The 22954-nt window shown below is 69.7% G+C and carries 20 protein-coding genes; 7 read left to right on the top strand and 13 right to left on the bottom strand.

All coding sequences use genetic code 11. The annotated features are described in order from the left end of the window. Positions 1 to 31: 31 nt before the first annotated feature. Both TSB10GB4_RS07615 and TSB10GB4_RS07610 read left to right on the top strand, forming a co-directional pair. On the top strand, positions 32 to 1123 hold the full coding sequence (locus tag TSB10GB4_RS07615) for a 4-oxalomesaconate tautomerase (protein WP_186395240.1): 1092 nt from the start codon (positions 32 to 34) through the stop codon (positions 1121 to 1123). Next, complete coding sequence (locus tag TSB10GB4_RS07610; protein ID WP_186395239.1) at positions 1120 to 2085, top strand: D-2-hydroxyacid dehydrogenase family protein; 966 nt, start codon at positions 1120 to 1122, stop codon at positions 2083 to 2085. Before TSB10GB4_RS07615 ends, TSB10GB4_RS07610 begins: the two co-directional genes overlap by 4 nt. On the opposite strand, the gene TSB10GB4_RS07605 is transcribed toward TSB10GB4_RS07610, so the two are convergent. Further along, positions 2066 to 3106 carry an AbrB family transcriptional regulator gene (locus TSB10GB4_RS07605; protein WP_208984558.1) on the bottom strand — a complete coding sequence of 347 codons (1041 nt, stop codon included), beginning with the start codon at positions 3104 to 3106 and terminating at the stop codon, positions 2066 to 2068. The genes TSB10GB4_RS07610 and TSB10GB4_RS07605 overlap by 20 nt on opposite strands. 73 nt (positions 3107 to 3179) lie before the next feature. Between TSB10GB4_RS07605 and TSB10GB4_RS07600 the strand changes: the two genes are divergently transcribed. The 3 genes from TSB10GB4_RS07600 to tcuB are packed head-to-tail and all read left to right on the top strand — an operon-like array spanning position 3180 to position 6329. After that, on the top strand, positions 3180 to 3848 hold the full coding sequence (locus TSB10GB4_RS07600) for a GntR family transcriptional regulator (protein WP_186395238.1): 669 nt from the start codon (positions 3180 to 3182) through the stop codon (positions 3846 to 3848). After that, positions 3845 to 5236, top strand: coding sequence for an FAD-dependent tricarballylate dehydrogenase TcuA (tcuA, locus tag TSB10GB4_RS07595; protein WP_186395237.1), 1392 nt, complete (start codon positions 3845 to 3847; stop codon positions 5234 to 5236). Before TSB10GB4_RS07600 ends, tcuA begins: the two co-directional genes overlap by 4 nt. Further along, the gene (tcuB, locus tag TSB10GB4_RS07590; RefSeq protein WP_186395236.1) at positions 5226 to 6329 is read left to right on the top strand and encodes a tricarballylate utilization 4Fe-4S protein TcuB; all 1104 of its coding nucleotides are present in this window, start codon (positions 5226 to 5228) and stop codon (positions 6327 to 6329) included. Before tcuA ends, tcuB begins: the two co-directional genes overlap by 11 nt. A 10-nt stretch (positions 6330 to 6339) precedes the next feature. On the opposite strand, the gene TSB10GB4_RS07585 is transcribed toward tcuB, so the two are convergent. The 5 genes from TSB10GB4_RS07585 to TSB10GB4_RS07565 all read right to left on the bottom strand — a co-directional run bounded on the left by TSB10GB4_RS07585 (position 6340) and on the right by TSB10GB4_RS07565 (position 13285). Beyond that, a complete protein-coding gene (locus tag TSB10GB4_RS07585; RefSeq protein ID WP_186395235.1) occupies positions 6340 to 7500 on the bottom strand; it encodes a siderophore-interacting protein in 1161 nt (386 codons plus the stop codon). Further along, positions 7497 to 8798, bottom strand: a complete 1302-nt coding sequence (locus TSB10GB4_RS07580; protein ID WP_186395234.1) for a RhtX/FptX family siderophore transporter — start codon at positions 8796 to 8798, stop codon at positions 7497 to 7499. The genes TSB10GB4_RS07585 and TSB10GB4_RS07580 overlap by 4 nt, the downstream gene beginning before the upstream one ends. 54 nt (positions 8799 to 8852) lie before the next feature. After that, entirely contained in the window at positions 8853 to 11057 is a 2205-nt protein-coding gene (locus TSB10GB4_RS07575) for a TonB-dependent receptor (RefSeq protein ID WP_186395233.1), read from the bottom strand. 211 nt (positions 11058 to 11268) lie between these two features. After that, complete coding sequence (locus tag TSB10GB4_RS07570; protein WP_186395232.1) at positions 11269 to 12618, bottom strand: MFS transporter; 1350 nt, start codon at positions 12616 to 12618, stop codon at positions 11269 to 11271. A 271-nt stretch (positions 12619 to 12889) separates the two neighbouring features. Next, the gene (locus TSB10GB4_RS07565; protein ID WP_186395231.1) at positions 12890 to 13285 is read right to left on the bottom strand and encodes a helix-turn-helix domain-containing protein; all 396 of its coding nucleotides are present in this window, start codon (positions 13283 to 13285) and stop codon (positions 12890 to 12892) included. Between the two features lie 54 nt (positions 13286 to 13339). Here TSB10GB4_RS07565 and TSB10GB4_RS07560 point away from each other — a divergent pair, with 54 nt between their 5' ends. Together TSB10GB4_RS07560 and TSB10GB4_RS07555 are read left to right on the top strand one after the other, a co-directional pair. Then, complete coding sequence (locus tag TSB10GB4_RS07560) at positions 13340 to 13672, top strand: nuclear transport factor 2 family protein (protein ID WP_371328872.1); 333 nt, start codon at positions 13340 to 13342, stop codon at positions 13670 to 13672. Then, positions 13669 to 14451 carry an SDR family oxidoreductase gene (locus TSB10GB4_RS07555; protein ID WP_186395230.1) on the top strand — a complete coding sequence of 261 codons (783 nt, stop codon included), beginning with the start codon at positions 13669 to 13671 and terminating at the stop codon, positions 14449 to 14451. The genes TSB10GB4_RS07560 and TSB10GB4_RS07555 overlap by 4 nt, the downstream gene beginning before the upstream one ends. A 39-nt stretch (positions 14452 to 14490) precedes the next feature. Here the strand turns inward: TSB10GB4_RS07555 and TSB10GB4_RS07550 are convergent, their stop codons facing one another. The 7 genes from TSB10GB4_RS07550 to TSB10GB4_RS07520 all read right to left on the bottom strand — a co-directional run bounded on the left by TSB10GB4_RS07550 (position 14491) and on the right by TSB10GB4_RS07520 (position 22943). Next, the gene (locus tag TSB10GB4_RS07550) at positions 14491 to 14883 is read right to left on the bottom strand and encodes a VOC family protein (RefSeq protein WP_186395229.1); all 393 of its coding nucleotides are present in this window, start codon (positions 14881 to 14883) and stop codon (positions 14491 to 14493) included. Between the two features lie 96 nt (positions 14884 to 14979). After that, a complete protein-coding gene (locus TSB10GB4_RS07545; protein ID WP_186395228.1) occupies positions 14980 to 16290 on the bottom strand; it encodes a short-chain fatty acid transporter in 1311 nt (436 codons plus the stop codon). A 277-nt stretch (positions 16291 to 16567) separates the two neighbouring features. Next, a complete protein-coding gene (locus TSB10GB4_RS07540) occupies positions 16568 to 17098 on the bottom strand; it encodes an SRPBCC family protein (protein WP_186395227.1) in 531 nt (176 codons plus the stop codon). Beyond that, positions 17095 to 17466, bottom strand: coding sequence for a helix-turn-helix transcriptional regulator (locus TSB10GB4_RS07535; protein ID WP_186395226.1), 372 nt, complete (start codon positions 17464 to 17466; stop codon positions 17095 to 17097). The genes TSB10GB4_RS07540 and TSB10GB4_RS07535 overlap by 4 nt, the downstream gene beginning before the upstream one ends. A gap of 152 nt (positions 17467 to 17618) precedes the next feature. Further along, positions 17619 to 19031 carry a glucuronate isomerase gene (gene uxaC / locus TSB10GB4_RS07530; RefSeq protein WP_186395225.1) on the bottom strand — a complete coding sequence of 471 codons (1413 nt, stop codon included), beginning with the start codon at positions 19029 to 19031 and terminating at the stop codon, positions 17619 to 17621. After that, complete coding sequence (locus TSB10GB4_RS07525; RefSeq protein ID WP_186395224.1) at positions 19028 to 20551, bottom strand: mannitol dehydrogenase family protein; 1524 nt, start codon at positions 20549 to 20551, stop codon at positions 19028 to 19030. Before TSB10GB4_RS07525 ends, uxaC begins: the two co-directional genes overlap by 4 nt. 1 nt (position 20552) lies before the next feature. Beyond that, entirely contained in the window at positions 20553 to 22943 is a 2391-nt protein-coding gene (locus TSB10GB4_RS07520; RefSeq protein ID WP_186395223.1) for a TIM-barrel domain-containing protein, read from the bottom strand. Positions 22944 to 22954 lie beyond the last annotated feature (11 nt).

The raw sequence follows: 22954 nt of genomic DNA, 5'->3' as shown, positions 1-22954 counted from the left end.
GCCTTTTGTCTTCCGAGCTCAGGAGATGACGATGGTCCAGACCGCCATTCCCTTCCACTTCTTCCGCGGCGGCACGTCGCGCGGCCCGTATTTCCGGCGCGCGGATCTGCCCGAGGACCGCGAGACGCTGGCCCGCGTGCTGGTCGCCGCCGTCGGCTCGGGCCACAAGCTGAACATCGACGGCATCGGCGGCGGCGCGGCGGTGACGACCAAGGTTGCCATGCTGTCGCGCTCGGAGGCGGAGGGGTGCGACATCGACTATTTCTTCGCGCAGGTCAGCGTCGAGGACGGGCTGGTCGACTTCAAGCCCACCTGCGGCAACATCCTGTCGGGCGTCGGCCCGGCCGCGCTGGAGATGGGGCTGATCGCGCCGCAGGGCGATGTCACCCGTATCCGCATCCGCTCGGTCAACACCGGCGCCAAGGTCGAGGCGGTGGTGCGCACGCCGGGCGGCGAGGTCGAATATGACGGCGATGCCGCCATCGACGGGGTGCCGGGCACGGCGGCGCCGATCTTCCTGAACTTCATGGATGTGGTCGGATCGAGCACGGGAGCGCTGCTGCCGACCGGCGCGCTGCGCGACGTGATCGACGGGATCGAGGTCACCTGCATGGACGTGGCGATGCCGATCTGCATCGCCCGCGCCGCCGATTTCGGCCTCACCGGCTATGAGACGATCGAGGAACTCGACGCCAACCGCGACTTCTACGCCCGCATGGAACCGATCCGGCTCGAGGCCGGGCGGCGCATGGGGATGGGCGACGTGTCCAAGTCCGTCACCCCGAAATTCGCGATGCTGGCGCCGCCGCGCAATGGCGGCACGGTCACCGCGCGCTATTTCATGCCGTGGAACTGCCACCCGACCATGGCGGTGACCGGCGCGCAGTGCCTCGCCTCCTGCGTGCTGACGCCCGGCACTGTTGCCGAGGGGCTGTTCACCCCGCCCGAGGGCAGCCCGGCGCTGGTGCTGATCGAGCATCCCGGCGGGGCGATCGACGTGACGGTCGACTACGAGACGGGGCCGGACGGCTTCGTCCTGAAGTCGGCGGGCCTGCTACGCACCGCCCGCCTGTTGGCGCGGGGCGAGGTGATGGTGCCGGCCGGGGTCTGGGCCGGCCGATGAGGGTCCATATCCTCGACGACTGGTCGGACACGCTGCGCGGCCTGCCGTGCTTTTCGCGGCTGGCCGGCCATGACGTGACCGTGTGGACCGACCATGTCGAGGGCGCGGCTCTGGCGGAGCGGCTGCAGGCGGCGGAGGCCGTCTGCCTGTTCCGCGAGCGCACGCGCATCACCGCCGATCTGCTGGCAGCGCTGCCGCATCTGCGGCTGATCTCGGGGCGGGGCGCCTGGCCGCATGTCGATGTGGCGGCCTGCACGGCCCGCGGCGTCGCCTTCGCCTCCAGGAAACCCGCCGAGGTGCCGAACCATGCGGCCGCCGAACTGACCTTCGCGCTGATCCTTGCCGCCCTGCGCGATCTGCCGGGGCAGATGGCGAGCGCCAAGGCCGGCCACTGGCAGGCCGGCGTCGGCCGCACCCTGCGGGGCAAGACCATCGGCATCTATGGTCACGGCCGGATCGGGCGTCTCATCGCCGGCTATGCGGCGGCGTTCGGGGCGAGGGTAATCTGGTGGGGGTCGGAGGCCGGGCGCCTGCGGGCGGCGGGCGAGGGCGGCGAGGTGGCGGCAAGCCGCGCCGCCTTCTTCACCGAGGCCGATATCGTGACGCTGCATCTGCGCCTGACACCGGCAACGCAAGGCATCGTCACCGCCGAGGATCTCGCCCTGATGCGGCCCCGCTCGGTGCTGGTCAACACCTCCCGCGCCGGACTGATCGCGCCCGGCGCCCTGCTGGCGGCGCTGGAGGCGGGCCGGCCCGGCCTTGCCGCGCTCGATGTCTTCGACAAGGAGCCGCTCACGGATGCGGCCGACCCGCTGCTGTCGCATCCGCGGGTGATCGCGACGCCGCATATCGGCTTCGTCACCGAGGAGGAGTTCGACCTGCAATTCGCCGACGTCTTCGACCAGGTGGCCGCCTTTGCCGCCGGCACGCCGATCCATCTGGTCAATCCGGAGGTGGCTTGACCTTCAGCAGGCGCGCCGCCAGTGGCGCGCCGAGGATGACGACGACGATCCGCGTCAGGTGATGCAGGATGACGAAGCCGAGATCGGCACCGGCGACCAGCGCCAGCACCGTCATCTCCGCCTGGCCGCCGGGCGCGAAGGCGAGGAACCCCTCCACCGGCTGGGCAAGGCCCGACAGGGTGACGACCTCGGTGAAGATCGCGGCAAGGGCGGCCAGCAGCAGGACGAAGGCCAGGCCCGACAGGATGAAGCTGCGCAGCTCCCTGAGGGTCACCCCGACATATTGAACGCCGATGCCGATGCCGATGAAGAACTGCGAGGCGAGGATCGCCTCGGCGGGCGGGCGGGTGTGGATCAGGTCGCCGAGCGAGAGGGCGGCCGTCAGGATCATCGGGCCGAGGATCGAGGCGCCGAACAGGCCGATCCGCTCGCCCCCCTTCCAGCCGATCAGGGCGGCGGCGGCCATCAGCAGCAGTTCGCCGCCCGGCAGGTCGCGGATCGGCGCGCCGACGGCGCCGGTCAGGCTGGCGCCGTAAAGGCCGGTCAGGATCAGCGGCGCCAGCGTCACGATCACCAGCACCCGCGTCGCATGGATCAGCGCCAGCGCCCGCACATCCGCGCCGGCCTGCTGGCCGAAGATCACCATGTCCTGCAGGCCGCCGGGCATGGCCGCATACCAGGACGTCACCGGATCGTAGCCGAGCCGGCGGAAGAACGGCACGCCGACGATGCCGATCATCACGACATAGACCGGCACCAGGGCGACGCTGCCCGCCATCTGCGGGATGCGGGCGACCACCTCCGGCGTGATCGATGCGCCGACGGCGACGCCCAGCACCGTCCGCGCGAGGATGGAGACCGTGCCCATCCCCTTCAGCGGCGCGCGCGCCAAGGCCGCCAGCAGGCAGGCTGTCATCGGTCCGAACAGGAAGGGGAGAGGCAGGCCGAGCAGCATGAACACTGCCACGCCGAGGCCGGCGATGGCGAGCGTCATCAGTCTTTTTGTCAAGTGGGCCGGCACGGCCAATCTCCTTGCATGATTTAGTATCCGACTGTATACGTCCGGATACAATTTAGCGCAAGAGAGATTGCCGATGGCCGAAGACAGCGAAATTCCGCAAGGGCAGGTCGCCTATCGACGCCTGCTGGAGGACATCCGCTCCGGCACGCTGGCGCCGGGGGCGCGGCTGCGCGAAACCGATCTTGCCGAGCGTCTCGGCATCAGCCGCACGCCGGTGCGCGAGGCGATCCGCCAGTTGGAGGCCGACGGTCTGGTGATCCACCTGGCCCGGCAGGGGGCGACGATCCGCAGCCTCGATCATGCCGAGGTGGTGGAGCTGTACGAGATGCGCGCAGTGCTGGAGGGGACGGCTGCGCGTCTTGCCGCCCGCGCCGCCTCCGACATGGAACTGGCGGAGCTTGCCGCCCTCAACGCCGAGCTCGCCGCCGCGCCCGCCGGCCCGCAGGCGCGCGAGATGAACCGGCAGTTTCACCGGACGCTGCTCGATGCCGCGCGCAACCGCTTCCTGCTGAAGTCGATGAGCGCGCTGCAGAAGACCCTGCTGATCCTTGGCCCGTCGACCCTTGGCGACTCGGGCCGCGTGGCCTCCGCCGTCGCCGAACATGCCGCCGTTCTGACGGCGCTCGAGGCCCGCGACGGCGTTGCCGCCGAGGCGGCGATGCGAGGCCACGTGGAGGCCGCGCTGCTGGCCCGCATCCGCGGAATGCGCGGCCGGGAAATTCCGCTGGAGGACGAGGTATGAAGGACTGGCCGAAAACGTTCGACCTTGCCGTCGTCGGCGGCGGCAATGCCGCCCTTTGCGCCGCGATCACCGCGGCCGAGGCCGGTTGCACCGTCCTGATCCTGGAGGGCGCGCCGCAGCCCTATCGCGGCGGCAATTCGCGTCACACCCGCAATTTCCGCTGCATGCACCGCCAGCCGGTGTTTCCGCTGACCGGCGCTTATGAGGAGGAGGAATACCTCCACGACCTCATGCTGGTGACCAAGGGCAAGACGGACGAGGGGCTGGCGCGCCTCGCCATCCGCTCCTCGGAAGAGTGTCTGCCCTGGATGCAGCAGCACGGCGTGCGGTTCCAGCCCTCGCTGTCGGGCACCTTGTCGCTGTCGCGCACCAATGCCTTCTTCCTGGGCGGCGGCAAGGCGCTGGTCAACGCCTATTACAACACCGCCGCCGACCTCGGCGTGACGGTCGCCTATGACGCGCAGGTGACGCATGTGCACCTGGATGGGGACCAGATCACCCATCTGCATGCCGACATCGCCGGGGTCCCGGTCACCGTCACGGCGCGGACCTTCGTGCTGGCCTCCGGCGGCTTCCAGGCCGATATCGAGTGGCTGGCCCGCGCCTGGGGTCCGGCCGCCCGCAACTTCCTGATCCGCGGTACGCCCTACAATCGCGGCGTGGTGCTGCGCGACATGCTGGACCAGGGTGCGGAGTCGGTGGGCGATCCGACGCAGTGCCATGCGGTCGCCATCGACGGGCGCGCGCCGAAATTCGACGGCGGCATCGTCACCCGGCTGGACTGCGTGCCCTTCTCCATCGTGGTCAACAGGGACGGCGACCGCTTCCACGACGAGGGCGAGGATGTCTGGCCGAAGCGCTATGCGATCTGGGGCCGCCTGGTCGCCGCGCAGCCCGATCAGGTCGGCTATGCGCTGATCGACGCGAAGTCGATCGACCTGTTCATGCCCTCGGTGTTTCCGCCGGTGAAGGCGGACACGATCGAGGAACTGGCCGCCAAGCTGGGCCTCGACCCGGCGCCGGTGCGCCGCACGGTCGACGGCTTCAACGCCGCCTGTCGTCCCGGACCCTTCCATCCGACCGAACTGGACGGCCTCAGCACGGAAGGGCTGGCGGTGGCGAAGACCAACTGGGCGCGGCCGCTCGATACCCCGCCCTTCTACGGCTACGAGCTGCGCCCCGGCGTGACCTTCACCTATCTCGGGCTGAAGGTCGATGACCGCGCGCAGGTGCATAGCGAGGCCGGTCCGATCCGCAACCTGTGGGCGGCGGGGGAGATCATGGCCGGGTCGATCCTCGGCCAGGGCTATCTCGCCGGCTTCGGCATGACCATCGGCACTGTTTTTGGACGTATCGCGGGCAAGGAGGCCGCCGCCCATGTCGCTTGACACCGCGCCTGACACTTCGCTCGGCAGCTTCGACGAGGCGCGCCGCCAGATCGAGATCTGCAACGCCTGCCGCTATTGCGAGGGCTTCTGTTCGGTGTTTCCGGCGATGACCCGCCAGAAGGCCTTTGCCGATGGCGACCTGACGCAACTCGCCAACCTGTGCCACAACTGTCGCGGCTGCTATTACGCCTGCCAGTACACCGCCCCGCACGAATTCGCCCTGAACATCCCGGCGGCGCTCGGCGAGGTGCGGGCGGAAAGCTGGGAGCGGCTTGCCCGCCCGCAGGCGCTTGCCCGGCTGTTCCAGAGCCACGGGGTGGCGATGGCCGGCCTGCTCGCCGTGGCGCTGGCCTGTTTCTTCTGGGCGCTCGCCGCCCTGAAGCCGGAGACCGGCGCCGGCTTCTATGCCCATCTGGCGCACAACACCATGGTCGCCATCTTCGTGCCGGCGTTTCTCGCGCCGCTCGGCCTCATCGCCCTGTCGATCCGCGACTACTGGCGCGAGACCGGCGGCGGCCGCGTCCGGCTGATCCATGTGCTGCGCGCGCTCGACAGCGCCGCGCGGATGAAGAACCTGTCCGGCGGCCATGGCGAGGGCTGCAATTTCGAGCAGGGCGACCGCTTCAGCGACCGCCGCCGGGTGTTCCACCAGTTGATGATGTACGGCTTCCTGCTGAGTTTCGCCGCGACCGCGAGCGGCACGGTGATGCATTACGCCTTCGGCTGGGAGGCGCCCTATCCGCTGGTCTCCCTGCCCAAGCTGTTCGGCGTGCCGGGCGGGCTGATGATGGTGGCGGGGGCGGCCGGGCTGGTCTGGCTGAAGCTGCGGGCCGAGCGCACGCTCGGCGCTGCCCGGGTGTGGGGCGGCGAGATGGCCTTCATCCTGCTGCTCGGGGCCGTCGCCCTCACGGGTCTTGCGCTTTACGCGGCCACAGGTACCGGGCTGACCGGCCCGCTGCTGGCGATCCATCTCGCCTGCGTCATGGTTCTGTTCCTCTTGATGCCGTTTTCCAAGATGGTGCACGGCTTCTTCCGCCTTGCCGCGCTGACGGTGGAGGCGGGCAAGCCGGCGCCCGCCGGAGGCGGCGACTAGTCCGCCACCCTCAGGCGCGGTCGGCGGCGGCCTTGCCGCGCGTCCAGTAGGCGATCGCCATCTGCTCGCCCTTGCCGAGGCCGAACTGCTGCCGGAACAGGCCGCGCAGCCGCTGGGCGGTGTCGCGCTCGCCGGCGAACCAGGCGAAGGCCGGGGGCGCTGCCGCCGTCAACTCGCGGGCCAGCGCCTCCGCCTCCGCGTCGAAGCGGTCCGCGGCGAGCCCGTGCACCGTCAGCCCGAGCGCTGCCACCGCCGCCTCGTCGAGATAGGAGCGCGCCAGCGCGTCGTCGCCCAGACCAAGGATGACATGGCCGCCCGGCACCTTTGCCTCGGGCGCTGGCGGCGTGTCGGCGCGGGCCTCGATCATCCGGGCGATGGCCGGGGCCGCCGTGGCATCGCCGATCAGCAGCAGGCCCGTCCGGGAGGTCCCCCCGGACGACACCTCAGACGTTGAGGGAGCGGACACCGGCAGGTCCTGGCCGCCGGAGGGGCCGAGCAGGCCGATCACCGCGCCGAGGGGCGCCGTCTCCGCCCAGTCGGCGAAGCTGCCGCCTGAATGGCGCACCACGTCGATGTCGATCTCGCCGGCGTCGGGCCGCAGGGTGCGGATCGTGTAATAGCGCAGGGTCAGCGCGGCATCGCCTTCGGGGAGCACCAGCGCCCCGTTGGCGGCCAGCCGCGGCCACTGAGGCGTTTCGCTGCGAGGCGTCTTGCTGCCCTGCGGCGGCAGCAGCAGCTTCACATGGATGCCGTCCGATCCCAGGCGCGGCATGTCCTCGACGGTGAAGGTCATCCGCCACAGGCCGGGCAGGATCTCGCGCCGCCCCGTCAGCGTCATGCGGTGGAAGAAGGCCGGCAGCGCCTCCTGCGGCCGGTCGGCATCGTCGGACCAGCGCAGGCGGAGCGCTTCGCCCGGCGCCACCTCGTCGAGGCGTTCGATCACCAGTTGCTTCAGCCGGTGCAGGGCGACCTCGGCCCGCGCCTGCGCCGTGAAGGCAAGGGCCTCACCCTCGGCCGCGATGCCGATGGCGCCGACCTCGAAGCGGAACAGCACCCGGTCGGCGGAGTGCGAGGCCGGCGCATGGCCGCGTGCCGAGACGTCGCTCACCAGCGCCTCCAGCATGGCCTCGGGCTCGGACACGGTCAGGCTGGCGGTGGCGTGGAACCTCATCGGCTGGCCTTCGGCGACTGGAGGGGGAGGGAGCGGGCGGGGCGGCGCAGCAAGGCGGCGGTGACCAGCACGGCAAGGCCCGACAGGGCGCTCGCCAGCAGGAACAGCGTGTCGTAGCCGAAGCGGTCGGCGAGCACGCCGGACAGGCTGGAGCCGATCAGGTAGACGACGAGCTGGGCGCAGGCGAGCAGGGTGAAGTCCGTGCCCGGCTGGTCGCTGGAGGCAACCGCCATGAACAGCGAATAGAGCACGACGATTTCCATGTAGCGGATGAAGGTCTGGAAGGCGGCGGCGGACATCACCGCCTCGACCTGCGGCACCAGGCCGAGCGCATGGGCGGCGAACAGCAGGAAGCACAGTGTGCGCAGGCCTCCCAGCGTGATCAGCGCCCGCTCGGTGCCCTGCCAGCGGATCAGGCCGACGGCGGCGACCGAGCCGATCAGCCCGGCGCTCGCCGCCGAGGCGCCGGACAGATAGCCGATCCAGGACAGCGGCAGGCCGGCATCGACGAGATAGGGGCCCTCCATCGCCTTGACCAGGCCCTCGCTGGCGCGGAACACCAGCGCCACGACGAGGATGCGCACCGCCTCGGGCCGGGCGAAGAAGGCCTTCAGCGAGGGCCGGTGCGCGGGCTGGGCGGCATCGGCGCCGCCGTCCGTCTCCGTCTCGCGCATCAGCGGCGTGACAGCGAGCGGCAGCAGGCTCAGGCCGGCGACGAAGAGCAGCGTGCCGGTCCAGCCGATCTGTTCGTAGAGGATCAGCGACAGGGTGCCGCCGATGACGACGCCGAAGGCGACGGCGCCGCCCTGGCAGGCATTGCCGATGCCCCGGTCCTGCGGCCTGAGGCTGCGGGTGGCATAGCCGTCGGTGGCGATGTCCTGGGTCGACATGGCGACAGCGATCATCAGGCAGAGCACGAACAGCCCCATCACCTGAGTCGGTTCGACGAAGGCCATGGCGGCGATGCCGGCGGCGGTGACGAGCTGCATCGGCACGATCCAGCCGCGCCGGTGGCCGATCGGCAGCAGCCGCAGCCGGTCGATGAAGGGGGCCCAGGCGAACTTGACCACCAGCGGCAGCATCAGCAGCGAGAAGAAGCCGATGGCGCTGCGCGAGACGCCCTGCTCGCGCAGCATCGGCGGCAGGGCGGCGGCGATCAGATAGGTGGGGATGCCCTGCGCCAGATAGAGGCCGGCCAGGGTGACGAACAGCGGCAGCCGCGCGGGATGCGCGGCCCGTTCGTCCGGCTCCGCGGGACGATCCGGCGCCTGGCCGGGCGAGGGGGCTGTGGCGTCCATGGCAAACTCCGCCCTGGGTGGCCGCGACGCCGGGGCGCCGCGGCCGGTTCTGGTTCAGAAGGTGACCCGGTAGGACAGGGCGATGGTGCGGCCGAGGCCCGGCACCTCGCCGCCGCGCGTGGCGCTGGCCGTCGGGTTGACGTAGTAGGTGTCGAAGACGTTGCGCACCGCGAGCGCCAGGTTGCCGGCATTGCCGAAATCCTTGGCGAGTTGCAGGTGCAAGAGGGTCGCCCCGTCCAGCCGCTCGCCCGCCACCTTGTCGCGCCCGGACAGGAACTCGACCTCGGCGCGGGTGGTGATGTCATGCGCGAAGCGCATCTCGCCGTAGAGATTGGCCTTGATCGTGTTGGGGATGCGGTTGTTGGGCAGGTGCTCGTTGCTGCTCAGCGTGCCGTCGCCATTGGCGTCGTAGAGGCCTTCCTGATAGGAGAACAGGCCGCCGAGGGTGAAGCGGTCGGTGACGTCGACGGCGCCCGAGACTTCCACGCCCCAGATCCGCTCCTTCTGCTGCGACACCCGGTTGGAGGCGACGTCGTAGCTGACGCCGTTGTCCGAGGTGGAGATATAGGCGCTGGCGGTTGCCCGCACCCGGCCCCAGTCGCCGCGCAGGCCCGCCTCATAGGTGTTCACGAGCTGCGGTTCCGGCGCGATGTCGGAATAGTTGATGGCATAGGTCGGCGTGCCGGAGCAGCCGAAGGCGGCGGCGAGGGCGCCGTAGGCGGCGCAGATCTCGGCGCGGCTGTTGACGCCGGCGCGGCGGGTGAAGCCGCCGATATCGGTCAGCGAATAGCCTTGCGAGAAGTTGCCGAAGGCCTGGAGGTTGCGGGTCAGGTCGAACACGCCGCCGCCATTGAATGTCGGCGAGTTGTAGGTGAAGCTGCCGCCCGTCACGTTGACCGCCGGCCACAGCGTGCCGGGGAACTGGATCGCCGCCGGCCGGCGGAAGTCGTCGACCTTGAGGAAGAACTGGTCGAAGCGGGCACCGCCCTGCAGGCGGAAGCGCTCGGTGATCGGCAGTTCGGCCTGGGCGAAGGCGCCGATCTGGTGCTGGGTCATCGGCGCGATGACGGTGGTGCCGTCGACCATCTCCTGGGTGGTGTGGTCATAGGTGTAGTCGAGGCCCCAGGTCAGGCTCAGCCCGTCGCGGATGGCGTCGAGCGAACTGTTGACCGTGGCGCTCACGCCGATCCGGTCGGAGCGCAGCACCGTCTGGTTCTGCGAGGTGACCGGATTGGTCGGGTCGCCGGAGTAATAGACGATGGAGTTGACGCGCGACAGCCGGGCGAAGGGCGCCTGCTTCTCGATGCCGTTGTAATAGGCCTTCAGCTCAAGGGCGCCGAGCAGGAAGTCGCTTTCGGTGAAGCGGGCGGTGACATAGCGCGAATCTTCCTTCAGCGGATCGCCGACATAGGGATCGTTGAAGTCCGGCGACACCGGCGTCGTGGCGTAATTGGTGAACCATTTCGGCTTCTGCTCAAGATAGGTCCAGTCGAAGCTCATTTCGAAGCGGCGGGTGTCGACCTCGTAGCCGAGGGCGGCGAAGAGGTTGCCCTGCTTGGTGCGGTCGCCGCCGCCCTGACCGAGCATGGCGTCGGAGGCCATCTCGTTGCCGCGCCCGTCGAAGGTCTTGCGGGTCATGTCGCCGGAGGCGGAGAAGAAGTAGTCGAAGTTCTTCAGCCGGCCCTCGACGCTGGCGCTGACGCTCGGCGCGATCGAGGCGCCGATGTCCTTGGTATAGGTGCTGGCCTCGGTGCGCAGCGTCACCTTCGGCGTTTCCGAACTGCCGCGCTTGGTGATGAAGTTGATGGTGCCGCCGGTGGCGCCGGCGCCGTAGAGGCTGGAGGCGCCGTTGACCACCTCGATGCGCTCCACCGTCTCCAGGTCGATCATCGACAGGATGCGGGAATTGTCGCGCAGCGGCGTGTTGCGCGGCACGCCGTCGACCATGATCAGCACGCTGCGGCCGCGGAACGTCTCGGAGGCGCCGGACAGGGTCTGGTTGGACGGGGCGAAGCCGGGCACCAGGCGGGCGATGATGTCGGCCGGGTCGGTGGAGCCGAAGCGGACCGCCTCGATCTGCTCGCGGTCGATGACGATGACCGACTGGGCCAGCGTGCCAACCTCGGCCGGCGCGCGGCCGGCAGTGACGACGATCCGGTCGAGCAGCGTCGCGCGCTCTTCCGCCGCCTCGTCCTGAGCCTGGGCCGGCAAGGCCGCAAGGCCCGCCGTAACGGTGATCAAAAAGGGTGTAATGCGCATGGAGGACGCCCCGATCCTTGCATGATTTCAGGAGGATGTGGTGGCTGGACCGGGAGGGTCGCTGGCTTCCGAATGGCCGCGACTGGATCATACATGAGTCTAATTCTCAAGTTTTATTGCGAGAATTGACAGATCCGAAAGCGCAGTGTTGCGAAGATGAAACAGCCCTGTGGATGACGCTCCGCCGGCGGGGAGGTGCTCCGTCTGGCGATCAGGCGCGAGGCGCCGTCCGGCCGCGCCTTGCGGCGAGCGCGCCTGCCGCAAGGGCAAGGGCGAGGGCCGCCAGCGTCGCGGTCAGCACGGCGAAGGCGAGGGGGAAGCCGATGTCGCCGAGGATGCCGGCCACCACCGCTCCGGCGGCAAGGCCGGCGAATTGCAGGCTGGCGATCCAGGTTGCCGCCTGCGCCCGGCTTCCGCGTCCGGCCGGCTGGTCCGCTCCCGGCTCTGGTTCTGGTTCTGGTTCTGGTTCTGGCGCTGGTTCTGGCTCTGGTTCTGGCGCGGCAGCGCCAGCGCCAGCGGCGAGGAGGGCGCGCGCGGTGTTCGCCCCCAGCGCCAGCACCGCGCCGGCGGAGACGAGGGCGATGGCGAGGGCGATTGCCGGCAGGGCGTCGGCGCGGCCGAGGGCGGCAAGGCCGAGCCCGGCCGCCACCGTTCCGGCAAGCAGGGCGCCGGTGAGCCGCTCCCCGGCCAGCCGCCGCAGCATCAGTTGCATGACGATGCCGACGGCGACGGCCAGCATCAGGCAGAGGCCGGCGGCGCCGGCCGCCGCATCCGGCGCCAGCGCCAGCCGGTCGCGGATCAGCGGCGCCAGCAGCACCGAGGCGGCTCCCAGCGCCAGTTGCAGGGTGAAGGCTGTGGCGAGTGGCGCGAGCGGCAGGGGCATGCGCTTGCGCGCCCCTCCGATTTCCCGTCCGGTTCTCTGCCTGCGTCCGGATCTGCGTCCGGTTTCGCCGGCGACGGCTGGCGGGTCGACGGCGCCGCGGCGGAAACTGCCGATCAGGGCGGCGACATAGACCGGCAGCGGCAGCGCCAGCGGCAGGACTGGGCCGAACAGCAGCAGTGGCGCGACCAGCCCGTTGCCGGCCAGCCGTCCGAGGCCGGTCACCGCATTGGCGCGGCCGATGGACTTGAGCGTTGCCGCCGCCGCGTGGTCCGCCCCCATCGCCTGGGCCAGCGGCAGGGCCGCGGGCGCCGTCAGGCTGTAGACCAGCCGCGCCAGGATCAGCAGGGCGAGGCCGGCGGTGACCGGCAGCATCCCCGCCGCCGTCGCCCAGACGCTGGCGACCAGCAGGCCGACGCCGGTGCAGGCGCCGATCAGGCTGGCGCGCAGCGCAAGGTCGACGCCGCGCCGCCGGGCGAGCCCGCCCCATAGCGGTACGGCGATGGCGGCCAGCGCCAGACCGGCGCCGACGAGAAGACCGAGCGGGGTCAGGCCGAGGCCGAAGATCTGTTGCAGCACCGGCACCATCGCCACCAGCGCGGCCTGGTGGAAGGCATTGGCCGCCAGCGCCAGCATCACATGGGCGGGCGCCCCCGCCTGTTCCTGTCGATCCATCGCCATCCGCCGCATCCGCCCCGCAGCGCAAGGGCACGCCGGGGTGTGGTCTGGCGGGCTAATACATGAGTAAAAAACTCAAGTAAACGCCGACGCCGCCTCCCGCGCTGCCGCTGCAGTGAAAAGCGGGCGGCGCGGGAGAGGCACCGGTCCTCTGCGTGATTGATCCGGGCGTCGGGTCATTCCGCGGGCCGGGCGCGCCCTCGACCGAGGTCCTGCCATGGGCGAGCGCTTCTCCACCGGCGTTGAAGATCTTGAAACAGTCGCGCCAGTCTCGTCACTCGGCGGAACCGTCCGGCGGGCTCATGGCCTCGCGCTGGGCGGCCCATGTCAGCAGCGCATCGAGCGCCGGACACAGGGCCTGGCCCCACTCCGTCAGGCAGTATTCCACCTTCGGCGGCACTTGGTGGTGGACGATGCGGCGGACGATGCCGTCGCCTTCCATCTGCCGGAGCTGCTGGACCAGCATCTTCTGCGAGACGGCCGGGATCGCGCGCTCGAGATCTGAAAATCGCATGACGTTGCCGCCGAACAGGTGGAACAGGATGATCAGCTTCCAGCGGCCTTCGAGCAGCTTCAGCGCGTTCTCGACGCCTTCGGCCGCAGTTTCCCGCGTGTATTCCATGAGCTTACTTTCAGGTTCGTACCTTACTTTTTCGTCTGTTCTTGTCATTTGGTCAGGCTAGGGCAACCTGTGTCTCCAGACAACGCAAATCGGAGACCCGTCATGTCCCTGTCCCTTTCCCTGCCGGCCCCCGTCGCCGCCTATTTCGCCGCCGACCAGAGAGATGGCGATGCCGTCGCCCGCTGCTTCGCCGAGGACGCGGTCGTCACGGACGAGCGCCGGACCCATGTCGGCCGGGAGGCCATCCGCCGATGGAAGACGGAGGCTTCCAGCAAGTTCAGCTACACGACCGAGCCTTTCGCGGTGGACGAGGAGGCGGGCGCCATCGTGGTCCGCGCCCATGTTGCGGGAAACTTCCCCGGCAGCCCGGTCGATCTGCGCTACGCCTTCGTCCTGGAGGGCGAGCAGATCGCGCAACTGGAGATCACCGCATGAGCTTCGATCTCGGCCTTGAAGGCAAGCGCGCGCTCGTGACGGGCGGGACCAAGGGCATCGGCGCGGCCGTGGTCGCACGGCTGCGCGATGCCGGCGCGCGCGTGGTGACGACGGCCCGCAGCCTCTCCGCCGATCCTGCGGACGGCGTCCATTTCGTCGCCGCCGATCTCACCACGGCGGAAGGGTGCGCCGCCGCCGTTGCCGGTGTTCTCGATCACCTCGGCGGCGTCGACATCCTCGTGCATGTGGTCGGCGGGTCGTCTGCGCCGGGCGGCGGGTTCGCCGCGCTGGACGATGCGCAATGGTATCTGGAGCTCGACTGGAACCTGATGCCGGCGGTGCGGCTCGATCGCGCGCTCGTGCCCGGGATGATCGCGCAGGGCTCCGGCGCGGTCGTGCACATCACCTCGATCCAGAACCGCTTGCCGCTTCCGGAGTCCACCACCGCCTATGCTGCCGCCAAGGCGGCCCTCTCCACCTACAGCAAAAGCCTGTCGAAGGAGGTGGCGCGCCACGGGGTGCGGGTGGTGCGGGTGTCGCCGGGCTGGGTGGAGACGGAGGCGGCGGTCGCCATGGCCGAGCGCCTGGCCGAGCAGGCCGGCACCGACTACGAAGGCGGCAAGCAGATCGTCATGGATGCGCTCGGCGGCATCCCGCTCGGCCGTCCGGCAAGGCCGGCGGAGATCGCCGACCTCGTGGCCTTCGTCGCCTCTCCGCGCGCAGGCGCGGTGACGGGAACGGAGTTCGTCATCGACGGCGGCACGGTGCCTACGGTCTAGCGGGGAGGGGCTGCCGCTCTGAGCTGCCTTGCCCAGCGGTCAAGCCGGGCGGTGGAGGGCGCAGAGCTTGTTGCCGTCGGGATCGCGGACATAGCCGAGATGCAGCGTGCCCGTCGGGCCGTTGCGCGGGCCGGGCGCGCCCTCGATCGAGGTGCCGCCATGGGCGATGGCGACGTCGTGGAATTCCTGCACCTGTTCCGGCGAGTTGCACTTGAAGCCGATGGTGCCGCCATTGGCGGGCACCGCCTCTCGGCCGTCGATCGGCTCGGTGACACAGAAGGAGCTGCCGTCGTGGCGGTAGAACAGGCGGGTCTGGCCCGTGGCGTTCTGGTTGCGCACCGGCTCGCCGGCGCCCAAGAGCCCCAGCACCGCGTCGTAGAAGCGCTTGGCGCGCTCGATGTCGTTGGTTCCCACCATCACATGGCTGAGCATGTCTTTCTCCCTCTATAGTCCACTCGTGATAGTCCACTTGCGAAAAACCGGCCGGACCACTGGCGGTCCGGCCGGCGCGGGCGAGCCGGGTCGATCCTACAGGACGACCAGCAGCGTCCCGATGATCACGCCGGTAATGACCAGGTGGATCAGGCAGAAGCCCATGATGTCCTTGGCCTTCAGCCCGGCGATGCCGAGCATCGGCAGTGCCCAGAACGGCTGCAGCAGGTTGGTCCAGGCATCGCCCCAGGCGACCGCCATGGCGACGCGGGCGACATCGGCGCCGAGCGCATCAGCCGCCGGCAGCATGACAGGGGCCTGCACCGCCCACTGGCCGCCGCCCGAGGGCACGAACAGGTTGACGATGCCGGCGCTGATGAAGGTCCAGAACGGCAGGGTGGCGGCGGTCGAGATCGAGACGAACCAGGCCGACATGCTCTGCGCCAGGCCCGACTGGGTCATGATCGCCATGATGCCGGCATAGAACGGGAACTGGATGACGATGCCGGCGCCGCCCTTCACCGCGTCCTGCAGCGCATCGAGCAGGTTGCGGGCGGTGCCGTGCAGCACGATGCCCAGCATCAGGAACAGGAAGTTGACGATGTTGAGGTTGAGCCCGGCGCCGCGCACGAAGAAGTAATGCGCGAGGAAGACGAGGCCGGCGAGACCGACCACCCACATCAGCAGCCGGCTGTTTTCCAGGTGCTCGGCCGGGCGGGTCGGCACGAAGGTCTCGCGCTCCTCGTCGCCGAGCTGTTCGCGGGTGACATAGACGCTTTCCTCCTCGCGCGGCACCATCAGCCGGTTCACCAGCGGGATAACCACGAAGAGAATGGCGACGATGATCAGGTTGAAGCTGGAAAAGATCGTCTCAACCGTGCTGATCACGCCGATCTGCGCCTCGGTGAAATGGCCCGCCGTGGCGATGGTCAGCGGGATCGAGCCGGCAAGGCCGCCATGCCAGACGACGAAGCCGGAATAGGCGGCGGCGATCAGCAGGCGGTAGTCGACGCGGACCTGGCGGGCGAGTTCGCGGGCGAACAGCGCGCCGACGACGAGGCCGAAGCCCCAGTTGACCCAGGACGCGACCAGCGAGACCAGCGACACCAGCACGATCGCCGAGCCGGGCGACTTGGCGAGGCCGGCCAGGTTGGCCAGCAGCTTTTTCACCGGCGGCGAGGACGCGAGGATGTAGCCGGTGACGAGGATCAGCAGCATCTGCATCGAGAAGGCGAGAAGCCCCCAGAACCCGTCGCCCCACATCTGCACGACCGCCACCGGGCCGGCGCCCTCGAACAGCATGGCGGCGGCGGCGGCGATGATCGTCAGCAGCAGCACGAAGATGAAGGGGTCGGGCAGATAGCGATCCATCAGCACGACGGCGGGACGTGAAAGCGCACGCAACATGACAGCCTCCCTTTGGTTCGGGCCCGTTAGGCCGCACCTTGCGGTGCCGCGGCTCTCTGAGCCGGGGCGTGGATGCCGGGTCTTGGGGCCCGGTTCCCGCGAGTGCGATTCTCGCGGGCCGCAAGGCGTGCCCCGATGGGGCGCGAGAACGCTGGGGGTGTCAAGTCTCGAGAAGGGTGACTTCAGGTTGTCGCAGCGGAAGATTCGGCCGCCGAAACGCAGGCGGCCGGCGGGGAGGGCTCCCGCCGGCCGGATGTTGTCGGCGTCCCCCGCGCGATCAGGGCAGGCGGCGCTCGTAGTCCTGCTTGAGGGCGGCGCAGGCGTCCCAGAACGGGGCGGGCCTGCGGTTCTCGACCAGCGCCACCAGCACGTCGACATGGGCATGCCAGCCGGAGCTGACGCTGAGCAGCGAGCCACGATCGGGCAGGCGGGCATGGACGATGGTGAGAAGCGTGCCCTCGCCGCGCGGGGCGAGGGTGAAGGTCACGTTGCTCGCCGTGCCCCAGGTGATGGCGAGGCTGCGCGGCGGATCGGCCGCGATCACCCGGCAGGTCATGCGGTTTTCCTCGCTGGCGCCGTCGGGCCGCTTGCCGGGCGGGTCGGTGAGCTCGTCGTTGCGCCAGACGAACTCGAACTCGGCACCGGGCACCAGGGTCATCTCGCCTGCGGCCAGCCACTTCCTGCGCAGCTCGCTGTCAGTGAGCCAGGCCCAGACCCGCTCGGGCGGGGCGGGCAGCACGCGGCGGATCTCCAGCGTGTCGGGCGCGGTCAGCACGCCATAGGCATCGGGTTTTTCCATCAAGGTCATGTCTTGTCTCCTTCCTTCGGTTCGGCAGTCGGTTTCCCGGCGTTTTCCTCGCGCAGCAGCGCGTCGAGCACGTCGAGACGGTCGGTCCAGAAGCGTTCGTAGAAGCCGAGCCAGTCATGGGCGCCGGCCAGCGGCCCCGGTTCCAGCCGGCAGGTATGGGTGCGCCAGCGCACCTCGCGGCGGATCAGGCCGGCCTTTTCCAGCACCTTGATGTGCTTGGAGGCTGCCGCCAGCGACATGTCGAAGGGCTCGGCAAGCTGGCTGACGCTGCGCTCGCCCCCAGTGAGGGCGCGGAGCATCTGCCGGCGGGTGGCATCGCCGAGGGCGTGAAAGACGGCGTCGAGCCGGTGTGTCTCTTGTTCAACCATGAGGTTGAATTAAAACCGTCCCAGCGAATGAGTCAACCGAAAAGTTGAATGAAAGCGCGCGCCAAACGCGACAAGGGCCGGACAGCGCCTGCCATCCGGCCCTTTGAACGTCTTGAAGATGAGGTAAGTCAGCAGGTTACGCCGCTATCCTGTCACGCCGGATCGACGAACCAGCGCCTGGCATTGCCGTAGCAGATGTCGGCGACGAGGCCGGCCGCCATCTCCCGGTCGGGCGGCATCAGGCCCTGGTCCAGCCATCCGCCGATCATGTCGCAGAGCAGGCGGCGGAAATATTCGTGGCGCGGGAAGGAGAGGAACGAGCGGCTGTCGGTCAGCATGCCGACAAAGGTCGACAGCAGCCCCATCTGCGCGAGCTGAGTCATCTGCCGCGCCATGCCGTCGAGCTGGTCGTTGAACCACCAGCCGGAGCCGGCCTGCACCTTGCCCGCCACCGTGCCGTCCTGGAAATTGCCGGCGGTGGTGACGATCACCTCGTTGCGCGTCGGATCGAGGCAGTAAAGGATCGTGCGCGGCAGTTCGCCGGTGCGGTCGAGCCCGTCGAGCAGGGCGTTGAGCGGGCCGGCCAGCGGCAGGTCGGCGATGGAATCGCCGCCCGCATCCGGGCCGATGCCGGCGAACAGGCGCGAACGGGTGTTGCGGATCGCGCCGATATGGAGCTGCATGACGAGGTTTCGGCTGGCATAGGCGCGCCCCAGTGCCAGCAGCACCGAGGTCTGGAAGTCGGCGACCTCGTCCTCGGCGAGCGCTCCGCCCGCCAGCCGCTTGGCAAGGATCGCGTCGAGCCGGGCGGCGCCGCTGTCGCGGCCCTGGCGCAGGATCTCGATGCCGTGGTCGCTCGCCCGGCAGCCGGCGGCGACGAAATGGTCGAGCCGGGCGGTCAGCGCGCCGATCAGATCCTCGAAACTGCGGATCGCCGTGCCCGCCACCTCGCCGAGCCGCTCCAGATAGGCGGGAAAGCCGTCGAGCTCGATCTTGAAGGCCCGGTCGGGCCGGAAGCTCGGCACCATCCGGAAGCCGAGCGCCGCATCGCCCTTCAGCGCGATGTGGTGCTCCAGCGTGTCGCAGGGATCGTCGGTGGTGCCGACCAGTTCGACCTTCATGGCGCGCAGCAGGCCGCGGGCGGAGTGGCTGGGCGCGGCGAGCTGGCGGTTGGCCTCGTCCCACACCGCGTCGGCGCTGCGGGCGTCGAGCACCACGCCGACCATGCCGAAACAGCGGGCCAGTTCCAGGTGCGACCAGTGATAGAGCGGGTTGCCGGCGAAGCGCGGCATGGCGGCGGCGAAGGCCTGATATTTCTCGCGGAAATCCGCCTCGCCGGTGATCAGCCGTTCGTCGATGCCGGCCCAGCGCATCGCCCGCCACTTGTAGTGGTCGCCCTCCAGCCAGATCCGGCCGAGCGTGTCCCAGCGCGTGTCGGCGGCGATGTCGGCCGGCGGCAGGTGGTTGTGGTAGTCGACGATCGACAGGGGGGCCGCGACCTCGTGATAAAGCCAGGCGGCGCTGTCGCTCGACAGCAGGAAATCGTCTCCAAGGAAGGTCTTCACCGCTCGCTCTCCTGCGGGATCTCGGCAAGGCGGGCAAGGGCGGCCTCTACCCCGTGCTCGCGCAGTTCCAGATAGGCCGCCGCGATGGCGTCGGCAAAGTCCGCCCGTCCGGCAAGCTCGGCAGCGAAAACCTCGCGCAAGGACAGCATCTGACGCAGATAGGCGCGCTCGTCGCCGGCCGCCTGCGAGATGGCGCGGATGCGTTCGGCCAGCGGGTCGTTCAGCGGCAGCGGCGTACCGTCCTGCGCCACGCCCCGGCAATAGGCCAGCCAGCCGGCGATGCCGAGCGCCAGGCGCGGCCAGGGCGTGCCGGCCTCCAGGTGATGGCGGATCGGGGCGAGCAGGCGCTGCGGCAGCTTCTGGCTGCCGTCGGTGGCGATCTGGGTGGTGCGGTGCTTCAGCCGGCTGTTGGCGAAGCGGGCGAGCAGCGCCTCGGCATAGGCGGCAAGGTCGACGCCCTGCGGCATCGACAGGGTCGGCGCCTGTTCGGCCAGCATCAGCCCGCGCGCGGCGCCGGCCAGCAGCGGATCGGCCATGCAGTCGGAGATGGTGCGCCGGCCGGCCAGCGCGCCGAGATAGGCGAGAAAGGAGTGGCTGCCGTTGAGCATGCGCAGCTTCATCTCCTCGAAGGGGCGCACGTCGGCGACGAATTCGGCGCCGGCCAGCTCAAACGGCGGACGTCCGGCGGCGAAGTCGTCCTCGATCACCCATTGCCGGAAGGGCTCGCAGACGATGCCCGGCGCGCCGCCGAGCCCGAGTTCCGCGAGCAGCGCCCGCCCGTCCTCGTCCAGCGCCGGCACGATCCGGTCGACCATGGTGCAGGGGAAGGTGACGTTGGCGGCGATCCACTCGGCCAGCGCCGGATCGCGGCGGGCGGCGAACTCCTCCACCACCGCGCGGCAGACGGCGCCGTTTTCCGGCAGGTTGTCGCAGGACAGCAGCGTGAGGCCGCCAAGGCCGGCCTGCCGCCGCCGCGCCAGCCCCTCGACCAGCACGCCGACAGCGGTCTGCGGGGTTTTGGGCGCGGCGAGATCCCGGCGGATGCCCGCGTGCTCGGTGTCGAGCCGGCCGCCGCGCGAACAGTAGCCCTTTTCGGTGATGGTCAGCGTGACGATGGAAAGCTCCGGCGAGGCGAAGCGCGCAAACAGCGCCTCGGCGCCGTCGCGCAGCGGATGGCAGGTGCCGGCCAGCGCCTCGACGCGCCGCGCCGTCATGCCGCTGTCGTCGGCCGCGACCACCCAGTGATGCAACTCGGCCGCCTCCAGCGCGTCGAGCTCCTCGACGCCGGAGTTGAGCCGCACCGCGATCATTCCCCAATCTGGGCCCCAATCCGGGCCCCAATCGGCCTCGCCGTCGGCCGACATCGCGTCCAGCGTCTCGTCGAGGATGGTCGACAGGAAGGCGCGGGCGAAGGCGCCGAAGCCGAGATGCAGGATGCGGCCGCGCAAGGTGCTGCGGTCGTGGATCGGATGGACGATGCGCGCGGCATCGCCCGCGGGTGTGCTTGCGGGATGCGGCATCTCAGTCTCCGGCAAGGGATACGCTGTCGCCGGACGCGGCCTTGCGCCCGTTGACGGTGAGCGGGCGGGTCTCGCCGGCCGGCAGCACCAGGGTCACCGCGTCGAAGGCCGGGCGGTAGTCTCCGCTGCGCGACAGCGACAGGCGCAGGCCTTGCGCATCGCTTGCCAGTTCCATGCGGGTCAGGGCATGGGCCGCGTCGACGGTCAGGCCGTCATCAGCATATTCGAGGCTGACACCGGCATGGGTGCCGGGCGCGGGGAAAAGCGCCAGCGTGCGCTGCGTGTCGCGCGCGGCGTCGGCGCGCGAGAGATCCTCGGCGAGCGGCAGCACCGCGCCGGCGCGCACGAAGAGCGGCATGGAGGCGAGCGTCACCGGCACCGTCACCTCGCGGCCGCCGGCATGCCAGGTGCCGGTCCAGAAGTCCCACCAGCCGCTGCCGTTGTCCGGCAGGTAGAGGCGGCGCTCCGCCGCGCCCGGATCGACGACGCTGGCGACCAGGAGATCGCGGCCGATCAGGAACTCGTCGCATTCCTCGAAGCAGCGCGGATCGTGCTCGTGGTCGAGGAAGGTCGGGCGCAGCATCGGTTCATGCGCGTCCACCGCCTGGTGCAGGGCGGTGTAGAGATAGGGGACGAGCCGGTAGCGGAAGCGGATCGCCTCGCGCACCAGGTCGGTCACCTGCGGATACATCCAGGGTTCGTTGACCGTGCCGTCGTCGTTCCAGGAATGGATGGTGAAGCGCGGGTGGAAGATGCCGTTCTGCACCCAGCGGACGAACAGTTCCGGATCGGGCCGGGGGCCGGCGAAGCCGCCGACGTCATGGCCGATATTGTAGAGGCCGGACAGTGACATGCCGAGGCCCATGCGGATGTTGTAGCGCAGCGTCGCCCAGTCGGTGCGGTTGTCGCCGGACCAGGTCTGGGCGTAGCGCTGCAGGCCCGGCGCGCCGGAGCGCGAGATCAGATAGGGCCGCCGGTGCGGGGCATGCGCCAGTTGCGCCTCGCGGCTGGCCCGCGTCATCAGCACCGGCATCAGCGGGCGGATCAGGCCGATGTCGATCTCCTCGCCGAAGCCGTGGCAGCGCGCCTGCGCGTCCCACACCTCGTATTCGTTGTTGTCGTTCCAGGTCGAGCCGATGCCGTTGTCGAGCAGCTTGGCGGTGACGTTGTCCTGCCACCAGCGCACCGTCGCCGGGTTGGTGAAGTCGAGATGCGAGCCCTCGTCGTCCCAGAAGGACGAGCGCTCCGGCGCGCCGGTCTCGCTGTCGCGCACGAACAGGCCCGCTTCGGCCGCTTCCGTATAGCGCGGATGGTCCTGCAGCAGGCAGGGCTTGATGTTGGCGGCGAGATGCAGGCCGGCCCCCGCGAAACTCGCCGACATCGCCTTGGGGTCCGGCACCTTGGCCTGGTTCCAGTTGAATACGTAGCGCTTCGCCCCGATCGAGGTGTAGCCGGAGGAGAGCTGGAAACTGTCGCAGGGGATGTCGTGTTCCTCGATCAGCCGGACGAAGCCCTGAAGCTGTTCCTGCGCGTTCTCAGCATCGGTGTAATGCATGGTCGAGCCGGAATAGCCGAGCGTCCACAGCGGCGGGAAGGCGGTGCCGCCGGTCAGCTCGACATGCCGCTTGACGATGCCGAGCACGTCCGGAGCCCAGCTCATGTAATAGTCGAGATCGCCGTCGGCGGCGCGGTAGGCCCGGTAAGGGCGGTGGTAATTGTCGAGCTCGTTGCCGAGGTCGAACCAGCACCCCGCCAGATTGTCGTGGAAGAGGCCGAAGCTGCCGGCCTGCGGCGTGCGGGTCACGGTGAAGGGGATGTGCTTGTAGAGCGGGTCGGTGCTGCGCGCGTCATAGCCCATGGCGTCGAGATTGCGCATCTCGAAGCGGCGGCCCGAGCGCTCCAGGTCGCCGGCCTTCTCGCCGAGCCCGTAGACCTTCTCGCCCGGATGGCGCAGCAGGAAATGCGCATGGGCGTGGTCGCGCAGGCCCAGCAGCACGGCGCCGGTCGGACGCTCCTCGGCGAACACCGCCCACCTGCCGTCGCCCTGCCGCGCCGACCAGGTGAAGGCGAGCGGGGCGGCGATGTCGAGCCGCAGCACGGAGGTTTGAAGCCGCAGGCCGCCGTCCGTCTCCTCCAGCGTGAAGGGAGGGCAGGGATGGCCGGACAGGTCGAGCCGGTCGCGGCCCTGCCACGGCACGTCGGCGCCGCCACGGGCAAGCTCCGGCGCGACGCTCCAGCTCCGCGGCAGGCGGAACGCGCCGTCCTTGCGCAGGGTGACGCGAAAGAGCGCCTCGTCGAGGACGAAGACGGTCATCAGGTGGCGGCCATCGACGCGAAGGTCGATGCCGTCCTCGAATCGGCGTTCGAGGCGGAAGGTCTTCAGCGGTTTCATTGTCTGGCTCC

The sequence above is a fragment of the Stappia sp. TSB10GB4 genome, assembly GCF_900185745.1.
Taxonomy (GTDB): domain Bacteria; phylum Pseudomonadota; class Alphaproteobacteria; order Rhizobiales; family Stappiaceae; genus Stappia.
This window is presented reverse-complemented; position numbering and strand designations above follow the sequence as displayed.